We start from the raw sequence: 12,750 nt of genomic DNA, 5'->3' as shown, positions 1-12,750 counted from the left end.
CCGTGTGTTAATCGCTTAACACAGCTTAGTTATCATAACATCTTAACCAATATCTTGTCAACAACTTTTTTTAAGAAGCAACTTGATTAATTTGTCATGGTTGCCGTTGCGACAACAGAAACTATCTTACCAATTACCGAAGAAGTTGTCAACAACTAATTTCAATAATTATTTGGTGGTGATTAGCGCCTGCCGTAGCAGCAACGTTTACTAATATACCAACTGGCATTGAAACTGTCAACAATAAATCGAATCTTTTTTCAAAAAGTTGAAAATATCGCCTAACAAACGCCCCCACTTTCAATAATAGACCGCATCAAAAAAGTGTCGTCACCACCGATATGATGGGAACGACACTTCACGATTGCTCATTCAGACGAGCTATCCTTAAATCTACATTTTTAACCGTGCTTTGACGAATGGACTGATTCCAGCAACGATTGGGAATGCTAAGACCGCACCAGCAGCCCCCTGAATCAAATTAGTTGGGACGCCGACTAGGCCAGTTGCTAACGTATATAGTAGTGAATCGGTAATAAAGTAACCGAGTACCATCACCACTGCCCCAGTTGCCAAAGCAGCAATCTGGTGACCACGTGATTTGCCTGCACCTAAGTAACCAGCTAACCAGCCTTCTAAGCCATGCGCAATCAATGAGAAAAACATATATTGCGGATAACCTAATAAAAGGTCCAGCAATAGTCCGCTGGCGCCACCAACAATGACGCCGCCACGACGCCCAAAGATCAATGCTGCAATAAAGATGCCCGCATCGCACAAATTAATATAGCCGTGCGTCATCGGAATCGGAATATGAAAGAAAATTGAAATAACGACGTTGAGGGCGATCAACATTCCTAGTGTTGCGACCGTCCGCGTATTGAATTTAGTCTCTACCAAATGACTCATCCTCCCAAATTATTATGCCTATACTTCGACTCCCCGCCAATCACAGATTAGACTTATAATTAGTGTACACCAATTGCAACTTACGATAATAAGAAAAAGACCAGGCCCAACTAGGTCTGGTCAGTCAACTAACTTAAATTACTTAACACGCGCCAAGAAATAACGCTTTTTCCCGCGACGAACAATCACAAACTTACCATTAAAGGCAGCCGATGGATCGATTTCGGCATCCACATCCGTCACTTTTTCACCGTTAATCCGAATTGCGCCATTCTTCACGTCTTCACGAGCTTGCCGGCGTGATGGTTCGAACTTTGTTGCGTCCACTAACCACAAGATGATGTTTTGCTTTTCAGCCGTCACATCCGCAGAAGGCACACCTTTGAAACCTTGTTCGATTTCGTCAGCGGTCAAGTTCTGAACGTCACCCGTAAATAAAGCTTTGGTGATGTTTTCAGCTTCAACGACCGCTTCCTTGCCATGGACGAATTCCGTGACTTCTTCTGCTAAGCGACGTTGGGCTTCCCGTTTTTCAGGTGCAGTCTTAACGGTCTCAGCTAAACGGTCGATTTCTTCATGGCTCAAGAATGTGAAGTACTTGAGATACTTGACCACATCTCGGTCATCCTGATTGATCCAGAATTGGTAGAACTCGTATGGAGAGGTCCGTTCAGGGTTCAACCAGACAGCACCACCCGCGGTTTTACCAAACTTGGTCCCATCAGCCTTCAATAGTAACGGAATCGTCAATCCATAAGCCTTCGCGTCGTTACCTTCCAAACGATGAATCAAATCAGTTCCGGCCGTAATATTGCCCCACTGATCAGCACCCCCAATTTGTAATTGGACGTGTTCTGCACGGTATAGGTGCAAGAAGTCGATTGATTGCAAGATTTGGTACGTAAATTCCGTGTATGAAATCCCGACTTCCAACCGACTCGCCACGACTTCCTTGTTCAGCATGGTGTTCACACTGAACAACTTCCCGTAATCACGTAAAAAGTCTAATAATGAAATCTTTGATAACCAATCATAGTTATTGACGATTGAAAAGTTTTCATCGGAACCGAACAGCTTATGCATCTGTGCGTTCAAGCCATCCTGATTATGCTTAACTTGGTCCATCGTCTGTAATTTACGTTCCGAATTTTTACCTGATGGGTCCCCGATAGCACCAGTCCCACCACCAACGACGACGTATGGGTGATGTCCAGCTAACTGGAATCGTTTTAAAATCATGAATGGAATCAAGTGCCCGATGTGCATACTATCACCAGTCGGGTCGATCCCACAGTATAACGAAACGGATTGGTTCTCAGTGAGTTCCTTCAAACCAGCTTCATCAGTCTGTTGGTTAATGGCGCCGCGCCATTTTAAATCATCAATAATATTCATGCTGTTCCTCCTTAGTCGTTGTCCCGGATAAAAAGAAAAAAACTCGTCCCTGTCTAAAAACAGGGACGAGTTTTCCGCGTTACCACCCAAGTTATCACCAAATGTGATCGCTCATTGATTCGTAACGGAAATCATCCGGCCAATGGCAGTTCACGTTATGTAATTCATCCTCGACCACAGCTCGGTTCACACCAACCACCGAGTCGCTTAACTGTTGGGTCGACGACTACTAATTAACGATCACTACTTTTTAATTATTACCTGTCATCATAAGCCCTCACTTGCCAAATGTCAATCACGTTTTGTCAGGTCCGTTCATTCAAGGCTTAACTGAACAGCACGGCTGTAATTAGATGCCAAACTAACAAAACATCACCACAATCCAGCAAGTCACTAACAGCTATCATCAGCATCACCACAACGGCATCGTCACAACTCAATTTGAACAGACATTATTACGTATCTTAATCGCTCGGCATTGCCTCACGTGCTCGTCGGTCAGTGTCAAAATTTTCAGTCACTTTGGCTCGTTTCAGACCATCAAAAAACATCAGCTCGTCATCGTTCCCATCCCATGACTGACTGATGTCCATAATTGATTTAGTTGGTTTTAGCTTGTGCGGCAATCTTGATGACCGTGTTGGCCTGTTGTCCTTGAACCTTGGAAACTTGGGCCCCATTTTGCCATTCCACGGAATTAGCTTGCCCATTTTGAGCAGTGTCGTAAACCGTGACCGAACCACTGGTGACATTTTTAGCCGTCAAGTCTTGCTTTTGCAATTGCGTGTTGACTTGATCGGCAAACTTAGTCGGGTTCGTTGCAACGTCTTGCGTATTCGCAATCGTCGTTACGGACCAACTACCCGTATTCCAGTGAACATAGACCTTGCCCATGGTGCCTTGAACCGTGGCTGAAGTGCCCGAGCTTAGCTTGACACTGTCACCCTGCGTATCCGAGACGGCACTGACTTGCTTGCTCGCATCGCTCGAGTTGTTATAGTCAGTTTGACGATAAGTGGCCGTGGTCGAACTCGTGCCGGCCTTGGTGTACTTCACGCTATAATTGCCTTTCGTCCCACTGGCAGCCGTCGCCTTCACCGTTTGATCGGTGCCTTTGACCGTCGTTGGTGCGGCAGTTTGGCTAACTGACGTGACTGTATCTGATGCCGCGTGCAACACATTCGTAACTGAAGGGGCTGCGAACAAACCGACGACTAATATCCCAGTCGCGCTTGCAATCCCCAATTGAATCTTACGTTTAAAGTTCATACAAAAATACCCTCCTGATTTATCCAACAATTTAAATCTTGACTACTGTTACACCTAATCTCAGTTCCACGGCCCAGTCAGCTACTTGAAGCAGCATTCAACGACGAGTTTTCCGCATCGGTTTATGTACAGCATGGTTCTGCTTGACAACTCGATGTTGACGATTGGTCCGAGCGCTGCTTGAACGCTTGGCACGGCTAACTCGCTTCAAGCTTACAGTGTGCCGCCGATTTTTAGACTTCGACCGTGAGCGACTTAAACGGGGCGCCCGTTTCGACTTAGCAACGCGGTGCACCCGTTTGGACTTAGTCTCGGTTTTGCGTTTAGCGACCAGCATCGTCTTATGACGAACCGGCGCCACCGATTTCACCACCGGCTTGGTAGTGGCGCTTTTTACCAGTGGCTTCACTGAGTGCTGACTCGTTCGTGACTTGGTCGACCGCTGTTTTGATAACGACTTCAGACTGGTCCCTTTGGTCTGATGCAACCGTTTGATTGCACGTGTCGCCCGTACCACTGGCTTGACCCGCTGCTTGGTTGGCGTTGATTTAGTTGGCGACGTCTGACTGTGCGTCGACGTAACTGCCAACTTAATCACGGGATGGTTTGGCCTTGTCGCCGGCCGTGGGTGATACACCGCAACCGCGGGCGTGGTGGCTCGTTTACTGGAAACGTGGTGAACAACTGCTTTAGTGGTTCCCAGCCACCATGAAACTGGGTGAACGCCCGTCATCACGCGACTGTTATCGACTGGTGCAGCTAATCCGGCCAGATGGTAACGGTCAGTATATTGCCACAACGCTGCCGGAACAATCGGTGGATTCCGCGTGATTGCGCCAATCCACTGCGCATCGAAACGCTGTCGTGCTTGATTGGCATACGTTAATGCGAAGGACGCGTACGAATAAAAAATCAGTTTCTTCTTCGTCAGCGACCGCATCTCGTGATACCAAGCAGCAACGGCGGCATTAGTTGACCCTGAACGAACCGTGTCGACCTCAAAATCCAACGCATAAAAACGGGCGGCTTTATTCGAACGGGCGTAGAAGGCCTGGGCCTCACGCCGCGCACTCGCTGCATCCGTGAATTGTGAAAAATCATACTCACCAAATGGAATGCCATAACGCACATACAGCGCCGTATTATTGACGGCATCCCGATCCACGTAACCAATCCCGTATTGACGACGATTGATGACAAACAACACTTGCCCCTTCATCGCCTGAACCTGACTGGGCGTCAAACGGCCCTGCCACTCTGAGATATCAACGACGGCTTGCCCCTGCGCTTTTGCAGTGAGTCCCCCACTGAGACTAGTTGCAACAGCAACAACAACGACCCAACCTAACTTGCTAATTTTCATGATGCGGCCCCTCTCCCCATGTCTGAATCCGCAATAAAACAATGAAAGTCGTCAACGGCCCACTTCCCCAAGTTCGGTCATTAACCTGCTATCAACAGTTTATTATAATCAATATTAACATTCTTATCCTACCCAATCATAGGCCAATTTTAACGGAAAAGGACGTCAATTCGGTTTCATTTAAGTTACAGCTTGTTAACAACCGACCGCCCCTATATGGTTAATAATATGAACAAGTCTGGAAACCCGGAGATGGTTGTTACAATCAGGTTACAGCCGACTATTTCAGTTACACGTCATTGAGAATTAGCGCAGATTTTGCCTGATTTGCGGTTATGTTTACCCGCTAATTGATCGTCGTTTTTATCCGCTGAGTTGGTGTTTATTTTGGCCCTTAACTTACCGCTACGTTTGCACGGTGACTGACCATTCAATTCCATCCTTCTCACTCCATGCTTCCACGGTAGCCAAAAAGGCCGCCCCAAGAATTAACGTTTCATTCTTGAGACGACCTTAACTGGTCAATGATTATTTTAATGTGGCAAGGTTAACACGATGGCTTGCTTACCCATCTGATTATACGCCGCTTCGAAATTCTTCCAACTGACCGCTTGTTGCTTGTGGCCGTATGGATTGTTGATATAAATCACTTTCTTAGCACGATTGAACCCGACGATCACAACGCTGTGCATATCATATGTAACCTTCACGGACCCTTGTGGCGTTTGCCAGGTCTGCATCGTGCTGACGGGCGCAAATGACGCCGTTGTAATCGTCCAAACTGGGCGTCCCAATTCTAATTGCTTCAGAACCGTGCTAAAGCTGGACCCCGTTAAGTCCTTAACGTGACTGGTCTCGGTCTTCGCCAATTGATAGATTGGTTTGTGATAAACACCCAAACCAGGCTGGTTGCCGGTAATATCGCCAACAAAGCCATAATTCGGATTCCCATGTTCCCCATCTGAATAAGTGAGTGGTACACTCGTAATCTTCGCCGCTAACTGATTCTTAGTCACGTTGATATGCGCGTAATTCATCAACATCGTCAGTGATGTGACCTCACAACCATTATATAAACGTGGTGTTGTCATCTGATTGACCAACGGCACATTCAATTTAACTTGATTGACCGTTTTCGGTTCCGATTGTGAACTAGATTCGGCTGCTTGGTTCGCTTGCCGATTCGTGAATGATGCGTCGATCCAGTCGGAAACCTGCGTACTAGTGAATCCAATGACCCCCAAAAGCACCATGGCAATTATGAGTAGCGTCCAATTACGGCGCCGCTTACGTAAATGTCTTGGCATCTGTTACCATCCGTTTCTCTAATTAATTTAATAAGCTCAGCTTACAAACAAGCTATGTAAGTATCATACCATGAAGTATTTCAGAAAACAGCTTTAATAACCGAAAGTTTTTCACGTGGCTATCTTGCCAACGACACTTGCTTAGTTAAGATAATATGGTCGTCAGTCATCGAAACCGCGTGGTGGTTCTTGTTAATTGCTGTCAACGCGACCCGATTACCTAGATTCCCGGAAAATTAGAAAAGAACGCAACTACTACTGAAAATTTACATAAACCCGCATTACTTCCGGCGGTTGCAAGTGGGTTGTCTCTAAATTTTAGCCCTGGCGCGTTTTAGTCATGGCTCATAACAATCGTTGTGAAATTTTAATCAAAGTTACTATTGATTAAAGCGCTTTCTTTATTACAATAGTAGTAAAAGCTAATTAATCATTTTGTTAATGACTGCGAAAGGATTTGACCGAAATGACACGCACTGATGACCAAATCGACAAACATTTACAATCCGCTCTGTTTGGGACCCCTGTCTTGCATCCTGATGAACAACACCGCAACCTCGGCACGTTTCATGAACGCATCGACCTCGGTATCACGTTCACGCAGGCGCTGATGCGCGACTATTCTGCCGAACTGCAAACTGAGATGGACGCCCACCCCGACTACCAGTTGTTACTACACGGTCTCCTTGATGAGGACATATTGAATCGGTATATCAAACTCGCCAATCAACAACAAATCCGATTCGCGATTCGCAACGATTTAATGTACCAGCATACCCCGACTAGCCTTGCCGTGGCCCTGGTCGCCAATGACGCAATCAATCCGGCGACAATCGATATTGACGAGCGGTTTCCGTTGCCACCCTTGAGCACGACCACCCCGCTGTCCCATGACCTATTGCTGGACCATATCCATCAACACCTTGAACGCAACCGGCAACTGTTTAACGGCCGGCACCATTTAATTTGAGCGCAGTTGAAAAGTTTCAAAACACCATCCCAACTAAACAACGCACCCCGTGAGCGGTTCAATCAACAACCGTTCACGGGGTGCGTTGTGCACTGGCGACTAATCACGTTACCCATACGCCAAATGATGAAAATACGTATCGTGCTAGTTATTTGTCATGATTTATGGTTAATACGTGCCAAATTGGCGTCCTGTTCGTCAGCCAATGGACGTCTTAGTCCGACTTCCGGGGCCGGCTGACAATTGCTGGAACGTGAGCCGACATCGATTTGAACTCACGCAGAAGACCACTGCGCAATTTCAAATACGAGTCTTATTCTAAGCCGGAAGCAGCCCACTTCCAGCTAAGAATAATTTGGCTACTGAGCATTGTCCGCCGCCCCCCTCCAGTCGGGAAGCCGTTCGAATGGCGGATGAACGGCCACCTATCTGGGTGCAATTGACCACTAAATATTAGGAGACAGGTCCTTTGAGCAACCTTTTTTAATCGATATTGATGCTGCCTTATGACATTTTGGTACTGAGAAGATTACTGAATATGATCGCCGGATATTGGTCTTGAATTTTGTCGATAAAATTACTTCCGTTTAGAATTAACGACATTGCTATCTCAAACGACTAGAGAAAATTCTGACAAGTTCAGTCAAGCTGCTTGTCAGAAGCCTTAAAGCTTGGGTAAAAAAAATTAACTATTGTTAGAACCAGTCTGACAGTTCAATATCAAAATTCCCTAGTACCAAGGAACCAACGATCAATCCATCAAAAATTGAGTCCACAATATTCGCCTTTCGAATACCTGGAAGCCAGTGTAGGACGAACAACACGACAGCTTTACGCTAACTCGCTTTGTTTCCAGCGGTTCTTAGCTGGCAGCACTTGAACCCCAAAAATAGCATGATTTAACCATCTTTAAAGCTAAAGAGAAACTAGCGCAACATGTTTTAGAATATCAATTGCATTACACTAATCACAAGCGGTGGAATCAACAACGATGGCAACAAGTTGAGTGTACTGAACTACTTGATTTTCAGCAGGCCGAGACCGGATGCTAAGATCAGAATTCCACCAACAATCGTGATTTCGTTGAGTATTACCGTACTCAGCGCACCTTTTAATAGCAACGCCAGCACATAAATACTGCCTTGCCAACAAAATAACACCACGGCGGCCAGTGCAATTCCAAAGCCAAAGGTCGACGCTAAAACGATTGACGTGATCCCATCCAGCATCCCATTGGTGAACAAAAAGGTGTAGTCGTGCTTCAAAGCGGCTTCAATCGGTCCCAGAATCGACAATGAGCCAATGCAATACAACAAGATGGCCGTGGCCAGTCCTTCAGCTAAATTGCCACCAGCCAGCCTGCCTACCAATCGGTCAAAGCGGCCCTGAATATCTAGTGCTTGCCCAATCAGGCCACCAACTGCCAGGCTGACGATGAATAGCACCGGATACTTACTTTGCGGCATTCGCTGAACAACCGCGTTGATTCCAATCACACAAGCTGCTAATCCCAGCCCCTGAATCAAAATATCATGATAGGCTGGTTTGATCCCTTTTTTAAAGAAATAGCCAATGATACATCCGGCCAAAATCATGCCAGTATTGAAAAACGTCCCAATCATGTCCTCACTCCTCCGTATCTCAATTATTATCCTCATTTATTGTCATAACTGCTTAAATCACTCCGACAACAAGTAACACTCAATAATTGACCAATATGCGACCAATTAGACGGTCAAACTATTGGCTTGCATGGTGCCGTTGAGCTGATTAGGCTGCATATCACAATAATCATCACACTTAAGGTAACCACCGCGTTTATGGAAGTCCAGATATTAAATGGCACGACAACGCCCAGTTCACCAGGCAATTGTCGTGCCATTTGAAATTACTGAATTAATCGGTCGCAATCGCCCTTATTTGGCTGTTGTCCGCGCCCGACCAGCTCGAATTTCTGCCAAATAGTGCTCACTTTGCGCACTGTCAAACTCGTTCTCGGACTTTCCGATGATGACCGCGGCCAATGAATTCCCGACCACGTTCACAACCGTCCGCCCCATATCAACAAGTCGGTCGATCCCGGCGATGAAGGCCAGTCCTTGCACGGGAACGCCAATCGTTGAAATCGTCGCCAGCAAAACCACGAACGAAGCACCGGGCACCCCGGCGATCCCTTTGGACGTAATCATCAAAACGACCAGTAACGTTATTTGTTGACTCAGTGACAGGTGAATACCGTACGCTTGTGCCAAGAAAAGCGCCGCCAATGATTGGTAAATCGCCGAACCATCCAAGTTGAAGGTATAACCCGTTGGAATCACGAACGAGACGATGCCTTCACTAACGCCGTACTTACCCATTTTATCAATAATCCGTGGTAAGGCTGCTTCAGAACTCGCCGTTGAGAAACCGAGCACCATTTCATCACGAATCACACGTAACAAATGCCAGATGTTTAACCCGAACAATTTGCCGACGATACCCATCACGACCACAATAAAGAGCGCCATCGTGATATAGGCCAGAATGATGAAATAACCCAGTGGTGCCAAGGCTTTTAATCCCATCTCTGCCACTGTGACGCCAATCAACGCACAGACCCCGATTGGCGCCGTGTGCATGACCCAATTAGTGACCTTGAACATCGCTTCTGCCACGGCATTCATGAAGTCCAAAATGATTTTGCCCTGTTCGCCAATCGCCGCGGTTCCTAAACCGAAGAAGACCGCAAAGAAAATGACTGGAATCATGTCACCAGCTGAAAGTGACTTGAACACGTTTGTCGGGATAATGCCCATCACCGTGGACCAGATGCCGTTGTGTGAGACGGTCTTGGCCGTCTGCACATACTGACTGATGCTCGAAGCGTGCAACTGGTGGATATCAATGTAATCGCCGGGATGGAAGACGTTACCCATCAATAACCCTAACGCGATTGCAATCGTGGTCATAACTTCAAAGTAAATAATCGTCTTTCCACCGATTCGACCAAGCTTCTTCAAATCGCCCATGTTCGCGATCCCCGTTATCAGACAGGCCACCACGATTGGTAGCACGATCATCTGGATCAGACTAATAAACATGGTCCCGATATTCTGCATCGCGGTGATGGCCGTCTTATTGCCATAAAAAACGACGCCCAAAATAATACCTAATACGAGTCCAATCAATATTTGCCAGCCCAAACTTAATCGAAACTGACGGTACCGCTTCATCTTTCCCTGCTTAGCCAAGCTATTCCGCCCCATTCTCATTTAGTGGATATTTAATTAATCTTTGACACACAATATTAATATTTTAGCACACCTAATCACAATATGAGAATTAAATTAAAAATTCCCGAAATTTTGTCATGGACGCCTGTCAGCTTGGTAGTTAGTATCCGCCTGGCACCTCATAATTCAACGGTCTGGCGGCTAAAGTGTCATTGGGATTGAGGCAAAAGCCGAACATTATTGATTACTCGAAATCCGAAGCAAGCACACTCCGGTAGTCTGCCGGTTTCAGAAGTTGTCACCCACCTGACCAGCATGCACCATCGACCGCATACTCAGCCGCAGTTCCCCTGACCGACAAGCATAAGCAGTCTGCCTAATCGTTTTTTATGACAGCCGGCCACTCCCTCAGACCAATCTTTTTGGACAATCGACCTCCCACAAATCAAAAAAATTAGCTTGAATCATCACCATCATCAGTGCCAATTCAAGCTAAAGCTTTCGTATTTTAAGTTAACGTTCAGTCACCACGCACAAAACGTTCAAACTAGCCTACATTTTGACAACGTCACTATTTTGAGCGCGTCATCCGATTATAGACCGCCGCACTGACCCAGTCAGCTGTCCACATCCATAACACGTGGCCGATACCTTCAGAGACGTGTTCCGCCATCGGTTGATTCTTGGCAGCCGGGACCGTTCCCAATGCTGGCAATAGGATATGATGGAAGGCCGTCCAGACGCCTAAGCCATAGAGGGCACTACTGCCGCCCTTGGCTTGTGGATGTTTGCGAGCCCAGATGCTGTAAGCGACCGCAAAAGTCGTTGAAAAACCAAAGTGCATCACATAGCTGACGCCCGGTAGTTGTTGTCCCGAATAGGTATACGTCGCATGCGTTAAACTGGCAGGGACGCCGATTTGTTGCAATAATTGTTGTGGGGGATTGGTTTGGTCCCGTTCAGGCGTGCGTGGCGGTAACACATTCTCCCACCCTAACTTAACTAGACCAGAGATAATGCCACCAGTAACTCCTGCAATCACGGCGGCCCGGTGGTTAAACTGCTTCTTGACCATTAATAATTACCTGCCTCTCTATTCAATAAGTTAATCATACCAGCCTTTGGAACCATTTCGAAATGATTTATCTTCTGTTTTGAATAAAAAGTTTGCTTTTTAGGGAATCAGCGTGCTAAGATAAAACCATTCATTTATCACTTGATAAACGAAATTAAGGGAGGAATCGCAATGTATTTAGGATTAAAAGAAATGGGGTATGAAAAGCTGCGCTATGGCTTACTCAGTGGCGTTTTGTTACTGATTGCCCTCGTCGTCTTCATGCTGGCGGGACTGGCAAATGGCCTTTCCAACGGTAACCGTCAAGCGGTCGACCAGTGGCATGCTCAGACCGTGTACTTGAATAAAGACGCGAACCAGACCCTCTCTGCGTCCCAGCTTAAGTTGGCGGATCAAAAGCACCTGACCGGCGATGATATCGCGCCACTAGCCAGTTTGTCCGGAACACTTCGGACCACCAACAACCGACTCAAGACAACTGCCAGTGCCTTTGGAACGACCCGCGACAGTTTCCTGATGCCTAAGGTCCTGACCGGCCATAAAATCAATGGTAAAAACCAACTACTGATTTCTGCCGCACTCAAGGATAAGGGCTACCACCTCGGGCAAAAAGTCCGCATTGGGACGACCGACCATTACGTCACAATCGTCGGAACCTTTAAAGCCAGCACTTACAGTATTGCACCAACCGTTTATACCGATGTTGCCACGCTGAACCGGCTCAAAGGCAATCCCGTGACGAGTGGTGACCAACAACCCATCAACGCGTTTGTCACCAAGAAGAGTCACTTCAAGAACTCAAAACACGGCGACATGCAACGATTGAGCATCGCGACCTTCATTGAAAAACTGCCTGGTTACAGTGCGGAACAACTGACACTTAACACGATGATCTACTTCTTGTTCGTGATTGCTTTGGCCGTCATCGGGATTTTCATGTTCGTTTTGACCTTGCAAAAACAAGCCTTGTTCGGTGTCCTAAAGGTCCAAGGTATCGGAACCAAGCACATTTTAGCCGCCTTACTCACGCAAAGCGTTGCGATGGCCATCATTGGTATCGGGATTGGTTTATTGATAACGGTCGGTCTCGCCCGAATCATGCCGGCTGGTTTACCGTTCGCCATTGATTGGCCACAATTCGGTATCTACAGCATCGCGCTACTCTTAGCGGCCGTGGTCGGCGCCCTGCTTTCATGGCGGACCGTTGCTAAAATCGACCCAGTCGTCGCCATTGGATAAGGAGGAAT

General features: G+C 46.8%; 9 protein-coding genes, 1 pseudogene and 1 other annotated feature. Of the genes and pseudogenes, 2 read left to right on the top strand and 8 right to left on the bottom strand.

Features of this window, described 5'->3' with window-relative positions; all coding sequences use genetic code 11:
- Positions 1-393: 393 nt before the first annotated feature.
- The 5 genes from KGF70_RS11055 to KGF70_RS11035 form a co-directional block, all read right to left on the bottom strand.
- Complete coding sequence (locus KGF70_RS11055) at positions 394-909, bottom strand: ECF transporter S component (protein WP_050340340.1); 516 nt, start codon at positions 907-909, stop codon at positions 394-396.
- Between the two features lie 138 nt (positions 910-1,047).
- On the bottom strand, positions 1,048-2,304 hold the full coding sequence (gene tyrS, locus KGF70_RS11050; protein WP_088770854.1) for a tyrosine--tRNA ligase: 1,257 nt from the start codon (positions 2,302-2,304) through the stop codon (positions 1,048-1,050).
- A gap of 58 nt (positions 2,305-2,362) precedes the next feature.
- Positions 2,363-2,557 (bottom strand) — a binding site (T-box leader).
- A 347-nt stretch (positions 2,558-2,904) separates the two neighbouring features.
- Positions 2,905-3,573 carry a hypothetical protein gene (locus tag KGF70_RS11045; RefSeq protein WP_216768873.1) on the bottom strand — a complete coding sequence of 223 codons (669 nt, stop codon included), beginning with the start codon at positions 3,571-3,573 and terminating at the stop codon, positions 2,905-2,907.
- Between the two features lie 97 nt (positions 3,574-3,670).
- Positions 3,671-4,936, bottom strand: coding sequence for a GH25 family lysozyme (locus KGF70_RS11040; protein WP_216768870.1), 1,266 nt, complete (start codon positions 4,934-4,936; stop codon positions 3,671-3,673).
- A 533-nt stretch (positions 4,937-5,469) separates the two neighbouring features.
- Positions 5,470-6,243 (bottom strand): C39 family peptidase, encoded by a 774-nt coding sequence (locus KGF70_RS11035; protein WP_050340336.1) that lies wholly within the window; start codon positions 6,241-6,243, stop codon positions 5,470-5,472.
- A gap of 466 nt (positions 6,244-6,709) precedes the next feature.
- On the opposite strand from KGF70_RS11035, the gene KGF70_RS11030 reads away from it, so the two are divergent.
- Positions 6,710-7,213 carry a YueI family protein gene (locus KGF70_RS11030; protein WP_050340335.1) on the top strand — a complete coding sequence of 168 codons (504 nt, stop codon included), beginning with the start codon at positions 6,710-6,712 and terminating at the stop codon, positions 7,211-7,213.
- A 941-nt stretch (positions 7,214-8,154) separates the two neighbouring features.
- Here KGF70_RS11030 and KGF70_RS11025 read toward each other — a convergent pair.
- The 3 genes and pseudogenes from KGF70_RS11025 to KGF70_RS11015 all read right to left on the bottom strand — a co-directional run bounded on the left by KGF70_RS11025 (position 8,155) and on the right by KGF70_RS11015 (position 11,503).
- Positions 8,155-8,835: pseudogene (locus KGF70_RS11025) on the bottom strand (DUF554 domain-containing protein).
- A 294-nt stretch (positions 8,836-9,129) separates the two neighbouring features.
- Complete coding sequence (locus KGF70_RS11020) at positions 9,130-10,428, bottom strand: cation:dicarboxylase symporter family transporter (RefSeq protein WP_050340341.1); 1,299 nt, start codon at positions 10,426-10,428, stop codon at positions 9,130-9,132.
- A gap of 571 nt (positions 10,429-10,999) precedes the next feature.
- Positions 11,000-11,503, bottom strand: coding sequence for a DUF1440 domain-containing protein (locus KGF70_RS11015; RefSeq protein ID WP_216768868.1), 504 nt, complete (start codon positions 11,501-11,503; stop codon positions 11,000-11,002).
- A gap of 171 nt (positions 11,504-11,674) precedes the next feature.
- Between KGF70_RS11015 and KGF70_RS11010 the strand changes: the two genes are divergently transcribed.
- Positions 11,675-12,742, top strand: a complete 1,068-nt coding sequence (locus KGF70_RS11010; protein WP_216768866.1) for an ABC transporter permease — start codon at positions 11,675-11,677, stop codon at positions 12,740-12,742.
- Positions 12,743-12,750: the final 8 nt, after the last annotated feature.

The sequence above is a fragment of the Lactiplantibacillus sp. 7.2.4 genome (assembly GCF_018991185.1).
GTDB classification, from domain to species: domain Bacteria; phylum Bacillota; class Bacilli; order Lactobacillales; family Lactobacillaceae; genus Lactiplantibacillus; species Lactiplantibacillus pentosus.
Note: the sequence above shows the minus strand (reverse complement) of the source record. Positions and strands in the feature narration are given on the sequence as shown.